Here is a 19,926-nt window from a genome sequence, read left to right as displayed (position 1 = left end):
AATCACGCCAGCCCCAGCCCGCCGACGACCACATCGATGATCTTGATCCCCACGAACGGCGCGAGCAGCCCGCCCAGACCATAGACCGCAAGGTTGCGCGCCAGCAGCGGCCCGGCCGGCATCGGCCGATACGCCACCCCCTTCAGCGCCAGCGGCACCAGCAACGGGATGATGATCGCGTTGAAGATGATCGCGCTCAGGATCGCCGATTGCGGCGACGCCAGCCCCATCACGTTGAGCACGCCCAGCCCCGGATAGAGCGCGACGAACATCGCCGGAATGATCGCGAAATATTTCGCGACATCATTGGCGACCGAGAAGGTCGTCAGCGCCCCGCGCGTCACCAGCAATTGCTTGCCGAGCCCGACCACCTCGATCAGCTTGGTCGGATCGCTGTCCAGGTCGACCATATTGCCCGCCTCGCGCGCCGCCTGCGTGCCGGTGTTCATCGCCACGCCGACATCGGCCTGCGCCAGCGCCGGTGCATCGTTGGTCCCGTCGCCGCACATCGCGACCAGCTTGCCGCCCTGTTGCTCCTTCCGGATCAGCGCCAGCTTGTCCTCGGGTGTCGCCTGCGCGAGGAAGTCGTCGACCCCGGCCTCCGCCGCGATCGCCGCGGCGGTCAGCGGATTGTCGCCGGTGATCATCACCGTGCGGATCCCCATCGTCCGCAGCTCGCCGAAGCGTTCGCGGATCCCCGCCTTCACCACGTCCTTCAGGAAGATCGCACCCAGCAGCCGCCCGTCGCGCGCCACTGCCAGCGGCGTACCGCCCGCGCGCGCGATCTCGTCGGTGACGCGCCGCAATTCGGTCGCCGCCGCGGTCGCGCCGCTGCCGTCATTGGCGCGCAGGATCGAATCGACCGCCCCCTTCTGGATCAGCGCCCCGCCGGTCTTCACCCCCGAGATGCGCGTCTGCGCGGTGAACGGGATCACCTCGGCATCGTCGGGCAGCAGCGCGGTCGTCACATGAAACGTCTCGCGCGCCAGCACCACGATCGAGCGCCCCTCGGGCGTCTCGTCGGCGAGGCTGGCGAGCAACGCCGCCTCCGCCAGCTCGGCCGCGCTCGCGCCGCCGACGGCGCGGAACTCCGACGCCTGCCGGTCGCCGATCGTGATCGTGCCCGTCTTGTCGAGCAGCAGCACGTCGATATCACCGGCCGCCTCGACCGCGCGCCCCGACTTGGCGAGCACGTTGAACCGCACCAGCCGGTCCATTCCCGCGATCCCGATCGCCGACAGCAACGCCGCGATCGTTGTCGGTATCAGCGTGATCAGCAGCGCGGCGAGGATCGCCACCGGAATGCTCCCGCCGGCATAGCTCGCAAAGCCGGGGATCGTCGCGACCGCGATCAGGAAGACGATTGTCAGCCCGACCAGCAACAAGGTCAGCGCGATCTCGTTCGGCGTCTTCTGCCGCTCGGCCCCCTCGACCAGCGCGATCATTCGGTCGAGAAAGCCCTTGCCCGGCTCCACCGTCACCTTGACGCGGATCTCGTCGGAGATGACGCGCGTCCCCGCCGTCACCGCCGAACGGTCGCCGCCGGCCTCGCGGATCACCGGCGCGCTCTCGCCGGTAATCGCGGCCTCGTTGACCGAGGCGACGCCCGCGATCACTTCACCATCGGACGGGATCAGGTCGTTCGTCTCGACCAGCACCACGTCGCCGATCTTCAGCTGGCTCGCGGGCACGTCGTCATACTCGCGCCCGTCGCGCTTCAGCCTTTTGGCGGTCAGCTCCGCCTTGGCGGCACGCAACGATGCCGCCTGCGCCTTGCCGCGCCCTTCCGCCAATGCCTCGGCAAAGGTGCCGAACAGCACCGTCAGCCACAGCCAGATGACGAGCTGCATCTTGAACCCGATGCCGAGCGCGTCGTGACCGATCACCAGCAGCACGGTCATCAGCGCCGCGACCACCGCGGTGACGAACATCACCGGGTTGCGGATCAGCTGCGCGGGGTTGAGTTTGAGGAACGAGGCCGAGATCGCCGGCAGGACGAGGTCGGCGGTGAAAAGGCTTTTTGACTGCTTGGCCATGAGGGCGCCCGATCAGAAGAGCTGGCCGCGGATCATCGCGAGATGATCGGCGATGGGACCGAGCGCGAGGCTCGGCAGGAAGGTGAGACCGCCGAGGATCAGGATGATGCCGACCAGCAGCCCCACCCACAGCCCGCCGGTGGTCGGGAACGACCCCGCGCTTTCCGGCGTGTATTTCTTGGCGGCGAGACTGCCCGCGATCGCCAGCATCGGCACGATGACGAGGAACCGCCCGACCCACATCGCGACGCCCAGCAGTGCGTCGTAATAAGGCGTGCTGGCGGTCAGCCCGGCAAAGGCGGAGCCGTTGTTCGCCACCGCACTGGTGAAGGCATACAGGATCTCGCTGAACCCGTGCGGCCCCTTGTTGAGCGGGCCGGCCAGTCCCTGTTGCAGCACCGACGACAGCGCGGTCAGCCCCAGGATCATCAACGGCAGCACCGCGATCGCCAGCACCGCCAGCTTCACCTCGCGCGCCTCGATCTTCTTGCCGACATATTCGGGCGTGCGCCCGACCATCAGCCCGGCGACGAACACCGCCAGGATGGCAAACAGCAGGAAGCCGTAGATGCCCGCGCCGACGCCGCCGATCACGACCTCGCCCAATTGCATGTTGAACAGCGGGATCATCCCGCCCAGCGCGGTGAAGCTGTCGTGCATCGCATTGACCGCGCCGCATGAAGCCGCGGTAGTGACGACCGAGAACAGCGCGGAGGCAGCGATGCCGAACCGCACCTCCTTGCCCTCCATATTGCCGCCCGCGACGCCGATCTGGTGCAGCACCGGATTGCCCGCCGCTTCCGCCCAATAGGTCACGGTCGTGCCGGCGAGGAACAGGATCATCATCGCGGCGAGGATCGCCCAGCCCTGCCGCGTGTTGCCGACCGCCTTGCCGAACGTCCACGTCAGCCCGACGCCGAGCAGGAAGATCGACAGCATCTGGACGAAATTGGTCAGCGCGGTCGGGTTCTCGAACGGATGCGCCGAATTGACGTTGAAGAACCCGCCACCGTTGGTGCCGAGCATCTTGATCGCTTCCTGGCTCGCGACCGGGCCGAGCAGGATCGACTGCCGCGCGCCCTCCAGCGTCTGCACGTCGACGACCCCGGCCAGCGCCTGCGGCACGCCGCTGGCGATATAGAAGAGCGTCAGCGCCACGCAGAGCGGCAGCAGCAGGTACAGGGTGACGCGCGTCACGTCCGCCCAGAAGTTGCCGACCGATTTGGCCTCGCGGCGTGCGAACCCGCGGAACAGCGCGAACGCCAGCGCGATCCCGGTCGCCGCCGACAGGAAGTTGTGGATCGTCAGCCCCAGCATCTGGCTGAGGTTCGACATCGTGCTCTCGCCGCCATAGCTCTGCCAGTTGGTGTTCGCGGTGAAGCTGATCGCGGTGTTGAACGACAGATGCTCGCTCGGTGCGGCCAGCGCTTGTGGATTGCCCGGGAGCACGGCTTGCAACCGCAGCACCGCATAGGTGAATAGCATCAGCACCGCGTTGAATAGCAGCATGTGCACCGCATAGCGCCGCCAGCCCTGCTCTTCGGCGGGGTCGATGCCGGACAGCCTGTAGAAGCCGCGCTCGACCGGACCGAGGATCGCATGGAGCGGCGTGCGCCGCCCCTCGTACAGCGCGAACAGCCACAGGCCGACCGGCTTGGCGAGCGCCAGCAGGATGCCGGTGAAGGCGAGGATCAGGAACCAGCCCTGGAATGTCATGGGATCGCCTCCTTCTAGAAGCGTTCGGGGCGGATCAGCACCGCCACCAGATAGATGAGCAGCCCGGCCGCGGTCAGCGCGGCGAGCCAGAGATCGAGGGTCATCGCGCGGTTCCTCAGGCGTTGTCGCACAGCCGGACGAAAGCGAGCGTCGCCGCCACCAGCCCGATCATGATCGCGATCCACAGCAAATCCTGCATGGCATGTGCTCCCGGTTCAGAAGGCGGCGGTCAGCGAGGCGACGACGGTGCCCCCGGCGATCGATCCGGTCCCGTCCTGCCCCTTGCTGAAGCTCGGCTGGAGGTAGCGCGACGCGCGCGCGGTGATGTCGGTGTCGACATAGCTGACGTTCAGGGTCAGCCTGTCGAAGGTGACGTCCGCGCCCAGCGACCAGTCCCAGTAGGCGCCGGTCGGTGCGACCGCGGTCGCGTTGGGCCCCAGCCCGTCCTGCCCGCGGCTATGCCCGACATGCGCCCTGCCGGTGACCGGCGTTCCCCCGATGGCGACCGCCCCGTCGCCCCAGAGGTACAGGTTGTCGTCCTTCGCCCCCGGATGAGTGTAGGTCCGCGCCGCAGCGTCGGCGCCCGTCGCATACCATTTGCCGATCGCCTGCTGCCTGGGCGCATAGGCCGCGCCGGCGGTCAGCGTCGCCGGTCCGGTCGTGCCGCTCAGCTTGACATAGGGCTCGGCGAAGTCGGTTTTCGCCGCACCGCCCGGATACATGTACCAGGTGAGACCGACGTCGATCGTTCCGGTGTCGGAGAGCTTCGTCTTGTAGCCCGCGATGAGATCGAGCTCCATATTTCCGCCGCCGAAGGTGCCCCAGCCGGCCAGATTGGAGCCCCACGTGCCCACGTAGACGCCGCTTCGGTGCGCGACCGTGATCCCGCCCTGCACCGCCATGTTGCGGTCGGTCTGCGACACGCCCCGGAACCGGTAATCGGACGCGATCGTCGCCGCGCCGCTGACCGTCACCGCAGGTGATTGATCCGCCGCTTCATTGTTCTGCGCGGCCGCCGGAGCCGTCACCAGCGCCGCGACGAACGCGACATAACGGAAGTTCATTCATGCCCCCTTGGAAGTGGCGACCGCCGCATGGCGGCCCCTCCAGGGCAGAGCGATTAGGCGCAGCACGCGTAGTAATTCGAGAGCGATTCTGGTCATTTGCATATAGCCGGCATATAGCGCGCGCTTTTCGCGGCGGTGCGGCGCTTGGCGAGGTTCGGGTCGTTCGGCTAGGCTCGCCGCCGCCGATCCCTGCGGAGTCTCCGATGCGTCCTACTGCCCTTTTCGCACTGGCTTTCCTGTCCGTCCCCGCGCTGCTGACCGCCCAGACCGCCGTACCCCGCTACCAGCCATGGGGGCTCGAGCTTCGAGACATGGATCGCTCCGTCAAGCCGGGCGACGATTTCTACGCCTATGCGCTCGGTACGTGGCTGCGCGATCACCCGATCCCGGCGGACAAGGTAGGCGCCGGATATAATTACGATTTGCCCGACGAAATCGAAGGTCAGGTCCGCCGGATCGTCGAGGCGGCCGCGGCACGGCCGACGACGCCCGCGGCGCGGAAGGTCGGCGATTTCTACGCGGCGTGGATGGACGATCAGGCGATCGAGGCGCGCGGACGTGCGCCGCTGGCGCCATGGCTCGCGCGGATCGCCGCGATCACGACCCGCCCGCAGCTCGTCAAGTTGATGATGCGCCCGGGCTTTCCCTCCCCGGTCAACATCGGCATCTCCGCCGATGCCGACGATCCGACGCGCTACATGGTCGACGCCGGACAGGCCCGGCTGGGTCTGCCGACGCGCGACTATTACCTGCTGACCGGCGAACGCTACGACACGATCCGCCGCGCCTATCGTAACTACCTCATCACGATCCAGGAACTGGCCGGAGTGTCGGATGCCGCTGCGAAGGCGGACCGGATCATCGCGCTGGAAACGCGGCTCAGCCAGGACCAGTGGACGCCCGAGCAGCGCCGTGACCCGGTCAAGACGCACAATCCGATGACGCGCGCGCAATTGATGAAGCTCGCTCCCGAGATCGGGTGGACGCCGACCCTGGCCGCGATCGGGCTCGGTCAGGCGGCAAGGGTCAACGTGTCGGAACCCAGCGCGGTCGCGGCCGCATCCAAGCGGCTAGGCGACGTACCGCTGTCGACGTGGAAAGAGTGGATGACCGCGCGCTTCATCTCCGGCGCCGCGCCCTTCCTGCCGCGCGCGTTCGATCAGGCCAATTTCGAGTTCTACTCAAAGACGTTGCGCGGCGTGCCCGAACAGCGCGCGCGGTGGAAGCGCGGCATGGCGTTGATCGACGACGCGCTCGGCGAGGCGGTCGGCGCGATCTACGTTCAGCGATATTGGTCGCCGAGGACGCAGGCCAAGGCCGACGAGCTGGTCGCCGATGTGCAGGCCGCCTATAAGGACAAGATCACCGCGGCGACGTGGATGGACACAGCGACCCGCACCGCGGCGCTCGCCAAGCTCGCGACCTTCGATCCGCGCGTCGGTCACCCGGCGAAGTGGATCGACTATACGACGCTTTTGGTCAGCCGGACCGATCCGCTCGCCAACAACCTGGCGGCCGCGGACTTCCAGTGGCGGCTCCAGCTGCAGCGCTTCCCCAAGCCCGTCGACCGCGGTCTGTGGTACATGACTCCGCAAACGGTCAACGCCTATTACGATCCGACGATGAACCAGATCACGCTGCCGGCGGCGATCCTGCAGCCGCCGTTCTTCGATGCGAACGCCGACCCGGCAGTCAATTACGCGGAGACCGGCGCAACGACGATCGGGCACGAGATGGGCCACGGCTTCGACGATCAGGGGCGGCAGTTCGACGAGAAGGGACGCCTGCGCGACTGGTGGAGCAAGAACACCGCCGCCAAATACACCGTCCAGGCCGACCGGCTCGCCGCACAGTTCGACCAATATGAGCCGATCCCCGGCGTCCGGATCAAGGGCCGCCTGACGCTTGGCGAGAATCTCGCCGATCTCGGCGGGCTCGAGACCGCCTATGCCGCCTATCGCCGCTACGTCGCGCGCCACGGCGAGCCGCCGGTGCTCGACGGGCTGACCGGCGATCAGCGTTTCTTCCTCGCCTACGCGCAGGCCTGGCAGGGCAAGCGCCGCGACGAGGCGGTGCGGCAGCAGTTGCTCAGCGATCCGCACTCGCCCGACAAATATCGCGTCAACGGCATCGTGCGGAATTTTGCCCCCTGGTATCAGGCGTTCGGCGTCAAGCCGGGCGACGCCTTGTATCTGTCGCCGGCACAGCGGGTCAGTGTCTGGCAATAAGAGCCCGAATGTGACGCCAGCCGGTCACGTGGGCCGGTTGGCAAGCACTGCGTCGAGCAACCCCGGAAAACGCCGATCGAAGTCGTCGCGGCGCAGCGTATTGATCATCTCGCGCCCGACCTGTGTCGTCTCGATCAGCCCCGCCGCGCGCAACAGCTTTAGATGATTTGACAAGGTACTCTTCGGAATCGTGCCGCACGGCGCCGCGTCACCGCAGCTGAGCCGCTCGGTTGCGGCCAGCCGCGCCACCATGCCGAGCCTGTTGGGATCGGCCAGCGCGTGCAACGCCAGATCGAGCGGCACGTCCTCCAGCCGGGGGTGAGTGAAACGAGGCATACGCCAGATATAAGTGCGCAAAGTAAATTTAATAGTTCGGGAATATTGAACCGTCGGAATGACGTGCCATCTTCGTCCGGCCGACGGCGCACGATGTCGTGATCGCGGGCGAGATATGGAGAATGCACATGTCACTTGCACGCAAGCGGGCGCTCGTCACCGGCGGGTCGCGCGGCATCGGTGCGGCGATCGCCCGGCGGCTGGCTGCCGACGGCGCGACGGTCGCGATCACCTATGCCGGCAACAAGGCCGCAGCCGACGCGACCGTCGCGGCGATCCAAGGCGCGGGTGGAACGGCATTCGCGTTCCAGGCGGATGCCGCCGACCCCGCCTCACAGCGCGCAGGCATCGAGAAGGCCGCGGCGGCGTTGGGCGGGATCGACATTCTGGTCCACAATGCCGGCATTGCGGAGTTCCTTCCGGTCGCCGACGATACCGATGACGCCTACGATCGCCAGTTCGGCGTCAATGTGAAGGGGCTCCACATCGGCACGCGCGCGGCGCTGCCGCACCTCGTTGACGGTGGGCGGATCATCCTGATCGGCAGCATCTCCGGCGATCTCGCCTTCACTGCGACCGCAACCTATGGCGCGACCAAAGCGGCGGTGGCGGCGCTCGCACGCGGCTGGGCCAAGGACCTCGCCGCCCGCAACATCCTCGTCAACACCGTCCAGCCGGGTCCGATCGATACCGACCTTAACCCCGCCGACAGCGAATTCGCGCAGCAGTTGCGCGGGTCGATCCCGCTCGGCCGATACGGCACCGTCGAGGAGATCGCAGGCGCCGCATCGTTCCTCGCCGGACCGGACGCGAGCTACATCACCGGCACCACGCTCAACATCGACGGCGGTCTGACCGCGTAAGCTACGACGTCGGCCCTTCTCCTCGCGGGACGGGCCGGCGGCACGTCGCTTCGCCCACCGGCTGGAAACCTGGGCAAGGTGACCGACGACCATCGATTACTTGCCCCCGTCACCCCGATCTTGATCCGGGCTCCCGCTTCTCACGTCTGGCGCGCGAAGTTTGAAGGCCCCGTTCGAGTCCGGCGCAACGACCCAAGAGAGGTTGCGGATCGGAAGCGATGCGCGCCGATAAGCGACCGCGACCTGATCGTTTACAATCCGTAACGAACCTCCTATCCGATAACGACTCGCAATAGCCGTGGAGTCGATGATGAGGCGTATGTGGCGGATGCTGATGTCCGCATCGGGTGTGATGACGATCGTAACGCCCGCAATCGCACAGGAGATCGGCAGCGCGCCGCAACAAAGCGGTGCGGTCGGTGACATCATCGTCTCCGCGCAACGCAGCATTTCGGATGCGACCCATCTCGACGCGCCCATCAAGGACCTGCCGATCGCGATTCAAAGCGTTCCCGCGCAACTGATCGAGGATCAGGGTTTCCAGCGACTGGGCGACGCGATCCGCAACGTGTCGGGCGTGGTCCGCAAGGAAGCCTACCTTGGCGTCACCGACTCATTCGGCATCCGCGGCTTCGACGCGCAAACCGGATTGCTCAACGGTTTTCGCCACAGCTTCTACGATACCGCCGTCGACCTCGTGCATGTCGATCGGATCGAGGTCATCAAGGGTCCGGCCTCGGTGTCGACCGGCTATATCGAACCGGGCGGCGTGGTCAGCATCGTGACCAAGGCGCCGACCGAAGTCGGCCAGAGCGAGATCGCCCTGACCGCCGGCAGCTATGGCAAGTATCGCGTGCAGGGTGACGTGAGCCAGCCGCTGTCCAGCACGCTCGGTATCCGCCTGACCGGCGCCGATGACCGCGGCGAAAATTTTCGTGAGCATATCGATCCACGCAAGTGGACCGTCGGCGGTGCGCTCACCTGGCGGATCACACCCTTCACCACGCTCGACCTGCGCGGCTATTATCTGCACATCGTCACCACACCCGATCGCGGCTTCGACCCGGACTCGCTGGGACTGATCGCGTTCCGACTGCCGCCGTCGCGCTTCCTCGGCGAGCCGGGCGATCGCTACCGCGTCGACGCAAACGATCTGTCGGCGGTGCTCAATCACGACCTGGGTGGCGGGTGGTCGATGCGGACGGGGGTCGAGCGCAACCGCAACACCGACCGCCGCGAGGCGACCCAGACGACCGATCTCGAAACCGACGGTCGCACCGTCAACCGGCAATTCACCCGCGTGCGCTCCCCCGAGACCTTTCTCAACGGTTTCGCGGAGCTGCACGGCTCCTTCGACACGTTCGGGCTTCATCACCGCCTCGTGGCCGGCGTCGATGGCAATCGCATCACGGCGGTGAACGACTTCCGCCGCTATGACACGGTCGCCCCGATCGATATCTTCGCGCCGGTGTATGCCGGCAAGGCGGCGGGTCTTCCGCCTCGGCTCCGGCTGCGGCGCGAGGTAACCGATGACCTCGGCGGCTATGCACAGGATCTCATCTCACTGGCCAAGCGATGGAAGTTGCTGGCCGGTCTTCGCTTCGACCATTTCCGCGACCGCGTCGAAGATCATCTCACCGGCGCCATCACCCGCTTCGGCCAGAATCAGACCACCCCGCGGATCGGGCTGATCTTCGAGCCCGCACCAGCGGTGCGACTCTATGCGAATTACGCGCGGAGCTTCAATCCGCAGACCTCGACGACGCTCAGAGGCGGCAGTCCGCCCGCGCCCGAACAGGGGGAGCAGGTCGAAGGCGGCATCAAATATGTCATGCACGACGGACGATTGACCGTTTCGGCGGCAGTCTATCAGATAACCAAGCGCAACGTGGCGACGCCGGATCCCGCCGATCCTGATTTCGCGATCCTCGCCGGTCAGGAACGGTCGCGCGGGCTCGAGTTCGATCTCAGCGCCAAGCCGCTGGACCAGCTCCAGATCGTCACCTCCTACGCCTATACCGATGCCGTCGTCACCCGCGACGAGGCGATCCCGGTCGGGGACCGTCTGCTCAACGTGCCGCACCATCAGGCGAGTTTCTGGACCCGCTACGATCCGCCCGCCCTGCCGCTCGGCGTCGGGGTGGGTGTGTTCTACGTCGGGCAGCGCGAAGCCTATCTGCCCAACACGTTCCGTATCCCGGATTACCTGCGCGCCGATGCCGCTCTGTACGGCAAGCTCGGCACACGGGTCGAACTGGCGGTCAACGTCCAGAATCTGACCGACCGGCGGTATTATGATTCCCAGAACAGCTACCTCTATCCGGGCGCGCCGCGCACGGTGCTGGCGACGCTGCGCCTTCGCTCCTGAGCCGCGCCATGCCGCGCCGCTGGCTCGTCCTCGCGCACCGTTGGACCGGATTGTTCGTCGCCGCCTTTCTGGTCGTGGCGGGATCCACCGGCGCGGTGCTCGCATGGTCGGATGACCTCGAACCGTTGACGGCGCCACGATTGTTCGTGACAGCCGCCGCGCCATCCGGCGTGCGGCCGCTCGATCCGCTGACGCTGCGCGAACGGGTGGCGGCGGCCTACCCGAACGCCGCGGTGACCATGGTGCCGCTCGATACTCTGCCCGGCCGGACCGCGGGCTTCTTCCTATCGCCGCTTGCCGGCCATAGCGCGCCCGCCGACGACGAGGTGTTCCTCGATCCGGTCAGCGGCCATATCGTCGGCAGCCGGCGCTGGGGCGACATCACGCAGGGCACCTGCAACCTGCTGCCGTTCCTCCTGCGGCTGCACTACAGTCTGGCTTTGGGCGCTGTCGGCGAAACCGCGTTCGGAATCGTCGCGCTGTTGTGGACGCTCGACTGCTTCGTCGGCGCGTGGCTGACCTTCCCCATACGCCTGTCGACCGCCGGGTCGGGCGCGGCGCGCAAGGGCTGGTGGTCGCGCTGGCGGCCATCGTGGCGGATGCGCTTGTGGAGCGGCGGCCACAAGCTCACCTTCGACCTTCACCGCGCTGGCGGTCTATGGCTCTGGGCATTCCTGCTCGTCTTCGCCTGGTCGTCGGTCGACCTCACGCTGCGCCCGGTCTACCGGCCGCTCACGCGGGCGCTGCTGGGGTACCGGGATGGCTACGACGCATTGCCTGAGCGAAGCGGACCGGAAACACCCGGGCTGTCGTTCCGCCACGGCTATCTGATCGCACGTGCGGCGATGGTTGCCGAGCTGGCGCGGCGCGGGCAGCAGATCCGCTCCGAGCACCGCCTCTCGTTCGATCGCGCCAAACGCCTCTTCGCGTACCGGGTACGCGCGTCGGATGATGTGAGCCTGACCGGTGACACGACGCTCTACATCGACGCCGATAGCGGCCGCGTCGCCGGTGGCGACATGCCGGTGACCGGTCCGGCCGGCAACCGCGTCACGACGTGGATCGAGAGCCTGCACACCGCCGACGCGTTCGGACGCGGCTATCGCGTGATCGTGTCGGTCGTGGGCGCCGGCGTCGTGCTGCTGAGCGTCACCGGTCTGCTGATCTGGCGGCGCAAGCGCCGGAGCGGCCGGCGCAGGCGACCCGACGGACGGTAAGGGCGGAGGCCGCGAGCCTGCCTGCCGGAAGCGAGGCGCTGCCCGACAATAGCCAAACGCATTTCCGGCCGCGCCCGGAACGCGACCAGACGTGACACGGACCTACCCCCCGCGCCGAACGTTGCCAATCAATTGCCGATTTTGCCCTTCAGCAGATCCTTCAGCTTCTCGGCTGCGTTCTCGACCCCCTTGCCGACGTCCTTGATCGCGCCGTCCTTGTCCTTTGCCGCCTGTCTTGCGGCTTCTTCTGCTGCCTTTTGCGCGTCCTTCGCCGCTTTTTCCTGCTCCCGGGCCGCATCCTCGGCCGCCTTCGCAACCGCCTTCTCGGCGTCCTTCGCTACCTTCTCGGCCTCCTTCGCCGCCTTGTCGCGCGCCGATTTGTCGGCGTCGGCCGCCGCCTTGGCGGCATCCTTGCCGGCCTGCTCCGCGACCTTGTCACGCGCGAGCTTGTCGGCCTCTTTCGCAGCCTTGTCGGCGTTTGCCCGCGCTGCGTCGGCGGCCGCCCTGGCGGCACGCTCGGCGGCATCGGCGGCCGCCTTGGCAACGCGATCCGCTTCCTTTGCGGCCGCGGCGACGACCTTGTCGGCATTATCCTTTGCCGCCCGCTCGCTGTCGCGCGCGGCCCTGGCCGCCTGATCCGCCACATCCTTTGCCGTGTCGCGCATGGCCTTGTCGGCCCTCGCCTTTTCGGCGTCATCGGCCGCACGTGCCGCATCGGCGATCGCCCTGACGGCGTCACGCGCCGCCTTGTCCGCCGCGGCGCGCGACGGGGCATCGTTCGCGCGAACGGCCTCCGCCTCCAGATGCGCGGCGACCTCACTGGCCAGTCGAGCCGCTTCTTGCGCGGCGACCTGCTGCGCCTGTTGCGCAACGAGCGCCGCGGAGGCTGCCTGGGCATCCTGCGCCAGGCGCGCGGCCTCTGCCGCGCGCGCTGCCGCCGCCTGCGCTTGCGCCTGTGCCTGCGCTGCCGCCTGTCCCGTGACGCGCGCGTTCACCTCGGTCTGCTCCTGTGCGATCCGGGTCGCGACGCTCGCCTCGGCCACGGCCTGCGCCTGCACGCTCGCCGAGGCGACCCGGGCCGCCTCGGCCTGCGCAGCCTGGTCGGCGGCAGCGGAGGCCGCGCGCATCGCCTGATCGGCAGCAGCGGCGGCCACCGCCTTTGCGGCGGCACTTTGCTCCTGCGCGGCCTTGGCAATGGCGGCCTCTTCCGCCGCCTTGGCGCTCGCCGCCGCAGCGGCCAGCGAGCTGCGTTCCGCCGCCAGCTTCGCCTGCGCGGCGGCGGTGGCATCGACGCTGGACTTTTCCGCGACCTCGGTCGCCGCCAGTGAGGCGGACTGCTTCTCCACGATCACCGCCGCTGCCTCGACGACGCGCGTCGTGGTGGTCGCCGCCTCGTTTGCCAGCCGCGTCGCCGCCGCAACCCCGGCGACGTCGCCGCCGATCGAGCCGGACACCAGACCGTTCGTCGTCGCCGAAAGCGAGGTCATGGGCGCATAGACCGCCTGCGCCAGCACCGGCGTCACGCTGGCCACCTGCACGGTCTCGATCGGCGCGGGGACGGGCTCACCCGCCGCTGTTACGCTTACCGGCGCAGCAAGCGCGTCGACGGTCGCCACCGGCGCTGCGGCCGGCGCTGGTTCGTTATCGGCCTGTACAACGGACGCAGGGCCGGGAGCTTCAGCCGGCGCAGCCTGCTCGGGCGCCGCCGCAGCCGGCGACTCCAGGACGCGTGACCGGCCGTTGTCCTCGATCGTCATGCGCATCCGGTTCGACGCCGAGATCATCGCGACCGCGCCCGGCCTGACCAGATCGTGCGCGCCTCCGTCGAGCGTCGAGACGTCGACCGCTCCTTCGAGGACCTGCACCGCCGTCCCCTGATCGGAAACGCCGACCGAGAAGGTCGTGCCCTTCACGACCGCGGCGAGGTACGGCGTTTTCACCTCGAAATGCGGGGTCATCTTCTTCTTGATCATGAAGACGATGTTGCCGAACTCCTCGACGACCCGCGTCACGCCGGCCGGCTGTGCCTCGGCCGGCAGCCGCAAACGCGATGACGGCGCGACCATCATGAACTCCGTGCCGCGTACCAGCACGGCGCGACCGCCGGGGCCGGTGTTGACGACATCGCCGGCGTTGACCGCCGTCCCGCGCGTCGCGACGGTGCTGACCCCGGCGCGCGCGATGACAACGTTGCCGCTTGCCTCGCTGACCGTCCATCCCGCGGGCGCGGCCAGTGCCGGAGCGGAACAGGTGGTCGCCAGAACGGCGAACAGGGCGCGACGCATGATGCACTCTCCGGATCGGTCACCAATCGTGCCCGAGGAGCGCCCCGCATGGCCGCTTCAACGTTTCCGGCGGCTCTCCAAACATGGTTGAGACGTCAGTAACGGACGATCTAACACCTTCAACCAAATCACAATCTTTGCCGGGCTACTGCACCGTCTCCTCCATCCGGATCGGATCAAATGACGCGTGCAATAACCTGGTCGCTGCTGGCGGCGCTCGCCTCGCAGGGTGCCGAGGCGCAGACCGCGCTCGACCGGGCCGATCCACGGCTGATCGAGAAGACGCTGCCGGCGGCCGTAACACCGCAGGATCCCGTCGCCCCGGCGCGCGCCGGTCCGGCCACCGTCGCGACGAAGGCACCGGCAGCGCTGACGCAAGTGGTGCGCGCGGTGATCGTCGACGGCGGCGACCGGCTCCCGCCCGAAGTCTTCGCGATCCCGATCACCGCGGTGATCGGTCAGCGGCTCGACCGCACGCAGGTCGCCGCGCTCGCGGGCGCGATCGCCGGCGTGGCGCGCGCACAAGGCTATCCGTTCGCTACCGCGCAGGTTCCGGCGCAGGCGCAGCGTGACGGCGTGCTGCGGGTCGGGCTCGACCTCGGCAAGATCGACGCGGTGCGGGTGATCGGCGGACGCAGCGCGACCGCTGACCACGTGCTCGGGCGGGCGCTCGCCACTGGTCAGCCGGTGCAGCAGAAGCAGCTCGAACGGGCGCTGTTGCTGGTTAGCGACGTCCCCGGCGTCCGCGTCATTGACAGCCGGCTGGTCCGGCAGGACGGCTTCGGCATCCTGCTCGTCACGATCGAGACCGACAAGGCATCTGGCTATGTTCAGATTGACAATCGTGGCAGCAAGGAGATCGGCCCGGTCCGCTCGACCGCGCTCGCTTCCCTGCACTCGCTGGTCAGCGATGGCGACGAACTCGCGTTCATCGTGTCGCAGACGCCGCTCCAGCCGAGCGAATTCACCTTCGCGCGGGTTCGCTATGGTGCAATCCTGGGCGGCGATGGCCTGACGCTTTCGGCCTCCGGTTCGATCGCGCGCACGCGACCTGGCGGGTTCCTGCGGACGCTCGACGTGCGTGGACGCAGCGCCGATGCGGCGGTGACGCTGCAATATCCGCTACTCCGTACCCGCGCGCGGACCCTGTTCGCAAGCGCCGAGCTGCGCGCGCTCGGCACCGATCAGGAACTCGCGCGACGCCGACTGCGCAGCGATCGCATCGCGACGATGACCGGCACGCTAGGTGGCAACATGGCGGTCGGCGGCGGGACATTGCGCGGCGAGATCGCGGCGCTCACCGGACTGCCGCTGGCAGGCGTGACGCATGCCGGTTCGCTGCTCGGGTCGCGGTTTGATGGGGACGCCCGCTTCGTGGCCGGCACCTATCTGATCGACTGGACGGTCGGGCTCGGCAAGCCCTTCAGCATGGTGATCACCAGCGCCGGGCAGCTGGCATCGCGTCCGCTGCTCGCCGCGATGGAAGTCGGGCTAGGCGGTCCGGCGTTCGGTCGCGGCTATGATTATGCCGAACGGACCGGCGATCACGGCATCATGGGATCGCTCGAGGTTCGCGCCGACATCGGGCGCATTCCAGGCAGCGTCGTTGACCGCGGGCAGCTGTACACGTTCGTCGACGGCGGGGTGGTCGGCAATCGTAACGGCGGGGTCGGCGGGGGCAGCCTCGCCTCGACCGGCGTCGGGCTGCGTATCGGCACCGGACGGTTCGACTGGATGGCCGAAGCGGCGCTCCCGCTCGGCCCGGTCCGCTTCGACACCGGCGATCGCCGCGCGCGTATCTCGCTACGCGTCGCCCGCGCGTTCTGATGCGCGCGTCCAGCAACGCACTGATCCTCCTTGCCGCCGGGCTGGTCGGAATGATCGCGATGCTGCCCGGCGTCGGCGGGCCGATCCGGCGTGCGCTGGAGCCGTTCCGCTTCGCCGTCCAGTCGCACGCTGCCAGCCAGCAAGTTGCGATCGTCGAAATGGATGCGCGCAGCGTGGCCGCGATCCGGCGCTGGCCGTGGCCACGGCACCATTATGTCACCGTGATCGACCGGTTGCGGACAGCGGGCGCGGCGACGATCGTGTTCGACGTCGATTTCTCGAGCGCTTCCGAACCGGTCGAGGATCACGCCTTCGCCGCGGCATTGCAGCGTGCCGGAGGGCGCGTGACGTTGCCGACGTTCGGCCAGCAGGCCGGCACCGGCGACCTTCGCACCCTTGATGCCTTGCCGCTCGCCGCGTTTCGCGCGCACGCCGCGCTCGCGTCGGTCAGCTTCTCGCCCGAGGTCGATGGTCTCGTCCGCGCGCTTCCGCTCGCAACGATCACCGCCGGGACACCGCGCCCATCGCTGTCGGCCTATATTGCGGCGCGCGCTGGTGTCGCCGATGCCGATTACCCGGTCGATTTCTCGATCGATCCCAATACGATCCCGCGGCTGAGCTTCGTCGCGGTCGAGCGCGGCGCGTTCGATCCGGCAGTGGTGCGCGGTCGCAACATCCTGATTGGAGCGACCGCGATCGAGATGGGCGACCGCTATCCGGCACCATTGCGTGGTGTGCTGCCGGGCGTGGTCATCCAGGCGCTGGGAGCGGAAACATTGCTCAGCGGCATGCCGATCCTCGCCACCCCCCTGGCATCGTTCGCGCTGGCGCTGTTGTTGTGCCTCCCCGGCATCCGCGCGCGCCGCCGCGACGTCGCGGCGGCAATTTTTACCGCGGGCATGATCGCGATAACGGTCGTGGTGCTGGCGGCGCAGCGCTGGCTGGCAATTTACCTGCCGCTCGGGCTGGGATGGCTGATGCTGTCGACTGCCGGCGCATTGTTCGTGATGCGCGACATCTTTCGCCGCTTTCGCGCGGGGCGGCTCCACGATGAAGCCACCGGCTTGCCCAATCAACGGGCATTCGCAATGCGTGGCGCGCAGCAGGGCGGCGTCGCCGCGGTCGTCCAGCTCACCAACCTTGAGGAACTGTCGGCCGTCTTCGACACGATGCAGGTTGCACAGGCGATCGTGCGCACCGCCGAGCGGCTCCGGCTGTGCAGCGCACATGACGTCGTCTACCGCGTGCGCAGCCATCAGCTCGCACTGTTGATGCCGACGCACGAGATCGTCGAGGATCAGCTCGCGACCTTGCGCACGCTGCTGCTTCAGCCGGTCGAGATCGCCGGGCGCAAGGTCGACGTCGCTGTGGCGCTCGGCATCGCAGAGGACGGTGACATGAGCGCCGCGGCGCTGGCAGCAGGAGAGGCCGCCGCGGCGGGCGTGTTCTGGCGTCGCGCGACACTCAACCGCGACCGGCTGGAGAATGCGGTATCGCTGATGGGCGAACTCGACGCCGCGATCGCCGCAGGACAGATCGAGGTTCACTACCAGCCGAAGCTGGCGCTCGCCACCGACCGGATCGGCAGCGTCGAGGCGCTGGTGCGCTGGCGGCACCCCGAGCGCGGCTTCGTGTCGCCCGGCGCGTTCATCCCGCTGGCTGAACAGGCCGACCGGATCGAGCCGCTTACGCTGCATGTCCTCACACGGGTGATGGCCGATGCCGCGCGGTGGCGCGCCGCGGGGTATGCGGTCACGGCGGCGGTCAACATCTCGGCCAAGCTCCTCGATGCGCCCGCCTTCATCGCCGCGGTCGATCGCCTGCTCGACGGCGCGCCGGTCGCACCCGAGGCGCTGATCTTCGAGGTGACCGAGTCCGCCGCGATGTCTGATCCCGCCGTCGCCACCGCGACGTTGCGACACTTCTGCGATCGTGGCGTTGCGATCTCGATGGACGATTACGGCACCGGGCAATCGACACTCAGTTATCTCCGCGAACTGCCGCTCAGCGAACTCAAGATCGATCGCAGCTTCGTGCAGTATGCGCATGAACGCGAGAGCGACGCGAAGCTGGTCCGCTCCACCATCGACCTGGCGCATGCGCTCGGTCTGAAGGTGGTGGCAGAAGGGATCGAGGATGCAGCGAACCTCGCCTTTCTGCGCGCGGCTTCCTGCGACTATGCGCAGGGTTATTTCATCGACCGTCCCATGCCCTTTGACGCGCTGGTCGGGCGACTGGCTGAGCGCGCTCTCGCAGGAGCGGTGACGGGCTGACAGGCTCGATGTCCGAATCTGCACCGCGCTAGCGCCGGATCACGGGATTGCCGACGCCACCATTATTGTTCGGGTCATGATGATAGCGGCCGCATCGCTCCGTCATCCCGGCATCAGAACCGGAATGACGGAGCGACCGCCGATCCGGCCTAGCGGGTCGGCACCGGCGCCGCGTCGATCGCGGTGCCGAGCGGGTCCTTGCCCGGAACGGCCTCGCCTTTGCCGGTAAAGTCGAGCAGCTCGTCGGCTCGTTTGTCGTAGCGGGGCCAGCGCGGCAGTCCGGCGCCATTCGGATCGCCGGTCTTCGCGAAGTTGACGACATAGGCGCTGATCGTCTCCGCGATCCGGCGATCACGCGGGGTGGTCGCGCCGCCGTATTTGATCGCCGCGGTGTCGAAGAAGAACGGAATGTCTGTGGCGTGACCTGCGCCGGGCTTGCCGATGCTCTCGGCAACATAAGAGAAGCGGTAATGGTAGGCGGGCGCACCGGCCGCCGCGATCGCACCGGCGAGCTGCCGGGCGCCTGCGACCATATAGCCGGTTGGCCCACCGATGTCGTTATCAGTCGCGCCGATCATGATCGGGATCTTCGGGAACGCGCCGCTGCGATAGGCGGCAGCGGCATCGACCGCAACGACACCATCGGCATAGGGACTGGCGAAGGTCTTCACACCCGATGCGGGCGTGGACATCGTAGCGAGATTGAGCCCGTCGGTGACCGCATCGGCCGACAACGCCCGCAGCTTGGCGAGCGCGGCCGGATCGTCGCGTGCGATGCCCTTGCTTGCGGCGAAGTCGATACCGATCTTCTCGGTGCCGGTCAGTCCGTCGGTCCCACGGTTCTGCCCGTCGCCGCCCGACATCACGATCGCGCGCGCGAACAGTCCTTTGGTCAGCGGCGAGGTGACCATCGTGTTCACCGACATGCCGCCCGCGCTTTCGCCGACGATCGTGACGTTGGCAGGATCTCCCCCGAAGGCGGCGATGTTGCAGTGAATCCACTGAAGCGCGGCGAGCTGGTCCATGTAGCCGTAATTGCCGAGCCGGCCGTGGTCCGGATCCTGCGCGGTCAGCTGCGGATGCGCGAAGGTGCCGAACCGTCCGAGGCGATAATTGAAGCTGACGAACATCACACCCTGCCGCGCGAGGTTGGCGCCAGAATAGGTCGGTGGCGACGCGCCGCCGTTGACGAAACCGCCGCCATAGATCCACACCACCACCGGAAGCTTCGCTGTCGCCGCGGCGGGTTTCCAGACGTTGACCGTCAGACAATCCTCGGCCGGGGTGGTGCCCAGCGGCGCGGCATCGCTCGGAAACGGCAGTTGCATGCAATCGTGCCCGTAAGCGATCGCCTGCCGTACCCCGCTCCAGCGCGCGGCCCGCTGCGGCGCACGCCAGCGCAGCGCGCCGACCGGCGGAGCGGCAAACGGAATGCCCTTCCAGCTCACGATTCCGCCGGCGGTGCTGCCCGCGACCTTGCCGGACTCGGTCGCGACCGTCTGCGCTTGTCCGGCGCATGGCAGCAGGGCACCTCCCAGTACCAGCGCCATCATCCCGATCCTCATCGTCACCTCTCCTGCATCTGTTGCCGGCCGCCGTGGCCACCGGCGGGCCAAACCGCCCCGTGGCGAAGCTGCCCCCCGCCACCGTCGCAACCACGATTGCATCCTCGTCGCCGTTAACAAAGCTTTGAATGTAGACCGCACTTCT

At 67.8% G+C, this 19,926-nt stretch carries 13 protein-coding genes; 6 read left to right on the top strand and 7 right to left on the bottom strand.

Annotated features, from left to right (window positions below; translation table 11 throughout):
* Positions 1–2: 2 nt before the first annotated feature.
* From kdpB to BACI71_RS06380, 4 genes are all read right to left on the bottom strand, one after another.
* Positions 3–2,036, bottom strand: coding sequence for a potassium-transporting ATPase subunit KdpB (gene kdpB / locus BACI71_RS06395; protein WP_159756534.1), 2,034 nt, complete (start codon positions 2,034–2,036; stop codon positions 3–5).
* A gap of 12 nt (positions 2,037–2,048) precedes the next feature.
* Positions 2,049–3,752 (bottom strand): potassium-transporting ATPase subunit KdpA, encoded by a 1,704-nt coding sequence (kdpA, locus tag BACI71_RS06390; protein WP_159756531.1) that lies wholly within the window; start codon positions 3,750–3,752, stop codon positions 2,049–2,051.
* A 14-nt stretch (positions 3,753–3,766) separates the two neighbouring features.
* Positions 3,767–3,856: a K(+)-transporting ATPase subunit F gene (kdpF, locus tag BACI71_RS06385; RefSeq protein WP_037488267.1), complete on the bottom strand. Its 90-nt coding sequence runs from the start codon at positions 3,854–3,856 to the stop codon at positions 3,767–3,769.
* A gap of 111 nt (positions 3,857–3,967) precedes the next feature.
* The gene (locus BACI71_RS06380; RefSeq protein WP_159756528.1) at positions 3,968–4,816 is read right to left on the bottom strand and encodes a TorF family putative porin; all 849 of its coding nucleotides are present in this window, start codon (positions 4,814–4,816) and stop codon (positions 3,968–3,970) included.
* 206 nt (positions 4,817–5,022) lie between these two features.
* Here BACI71_RS06380 and BACI71_RS06375 point away from each other — a divergent pair, with 206 nt between their 5' ends.
* Positions 5,023–7,047 carry a M13 family metallopeptidase gene (locus BACI71_RS06375; RefSeq protein WP_159756525.1) on the top strand — a complete coding sequence of 675 codons (2,025 nt, stop codon included), beginning with the start codon at positions 5,023–5,025 and terminating at the stop codon, positions 7,045–7,047.
* A gap of 24 nt (positions 7,048–7,071) precedes the next feature.
* Here BACI71_RS06375 and BACI71_RS06370 read toward each other — a convergent pair whose 3' ends face one another.
* Positions 7,072–7,383 carry an ArsR/SmtB family transcription factor gene (locus tag BACI71_RS06370; protein WP_159756523.1) on the bottom strand — a complete coding sequence of 104 codons (312 nt, stop codon included), beginning with the start codon at positions 7,381–7,383 and terminating at the stop codon, positions 7,072–7,074.
* A 128-nt stretch (positions 7,384–7,511) separates the two neighbouring features.
* On the opposite strand from BACI71_RS06370, the gene BACI71_RS06365 reads away from it, so the two are divergent.
* The 3 genes from BACI71_RS06365 (at position 7,512) to BACI71_RS06355 (ending at position 11,831) form a co-directional block, all read left to right on the top strand.
* Positions 7,512–8,246 (top strand): SDR family NAD(P)-dependent oxidoreductase, encoded by a 735-nt coding sequence (locus tag BACI71_RS06365; RefSeq protein WP_201297312.1) that lies wholly within the window; start codon positions 7,512–7,514, stop codon positions 8,244–8,246.
* A gap of 310 nt (positions 8,247–8,556) precedes the next feature.
* On the top strand, positions 8,557–10,614 hold the full coding sequence (locus BACI71_RS06360; RefSeq protein ID WP_159756517.1) for a TonB-dependent siderophore receptor: 2,058 nt from the start codon (positions 8,557–8,559) through the stop codon (positions 10,612–10,614).
* Between the two features lie 8 nt (positions 10,615–10,622).
* Entirely contained in the window at positions 10,623–11,831 is a 1,209-nt protein-coding gene (locus BACI71_RS06355; RefSeq protein WP_159756514.1) for a PepSY-associated TM helix domain-containing protein, read from the top strand.
* A 128-nt stretch (positions 11,832–11,959) separates the two neighbouring features.
* Here BACI71_RS06355 and BACI71_RS06350 read toward each other — a convergent pair whose 3' ends face one another.
* On the bottom strand, positions 11,960–14,116 hold the full coding sequence (locus BACI71_RS06350) for a FecR family protein (protein ID WP_159756511.1): 2,157 nt from the start codon (positions 14,114–14,116) through the stop codon (positions 11,960–11,962).
* Positions 14,117–14,296: 180 nt separating this feature from the next.
* Between BACI71_RS06350 and BACI71_RS06345 the strand changes: the two genes are divergently transcribed.
* Together BACI71_RS06345 and BACI71_RS06340 are read left to right on the top strand one after the other, a co-directional pair.
* The gene (locus BACI71_RS06345) at positions 14,297–15,943 is read left to right on the top strand and encodes a ShlB/FhaC/HecB family hemolysin secretion/activation protein (protein WP_159756508.1); all 1,647 of its coding nucleotides are present in this window, start codon (positions 14,297–14,299) and stop codon (positions 15,941–15,943) included.
* Positions 15,943–18,216: a putative bifunctional diguanylate cyclase/phosphodiesterase gene (locus tag BACI71_RS06340; protein ID WP_159756505.1), complete on the top strand. Its 2,274-nt coding sequence runs from the start codon at positions 15,943–15,945 to the stop codon at positions 18,214–18,216. Before BACI71_RS06345 ends, BACI71_RS06340 begins: the two co-directional genes overlap by 1 nt.
* Before the next feature lie 149 nt (positions 18,217–18,365).
* Here BACI71_RS06340 and BACI71_RS06335 read toward each other — a convergent pair whose 3' ends face one another.
* Positions 18,366–19,781 carry a carboxylesterase/lipase family protein gene (locus BACI71_RS06335; RefSeq protein ID WP_159756502.1) on the bottom strand — a complete coding sequence of 472 codons (1,416 nt, stop codon included), beginning with the start codon at positions 19,779–19,781 and terminating at the stop codon, positions 18,366–18,368.
* Positions 19,782–19,926 lie beyond the last annotated feature (145 nt).

Origin of the sequence: Sphingomonas sp. 8AM (assembly GCF_902506455.1) — a bacterium.
GTDB lineage: Bacteria > Pseudomonadota > Alphaproteobacteria > Sphingomonadales > Sphingomonadaceae > Sphingomonas.
The sequence above is the reverse complement of the archived record's forward strand: the minus strand, read 5'-3'. Positions and strand labels throughout refer to the sequence as shown.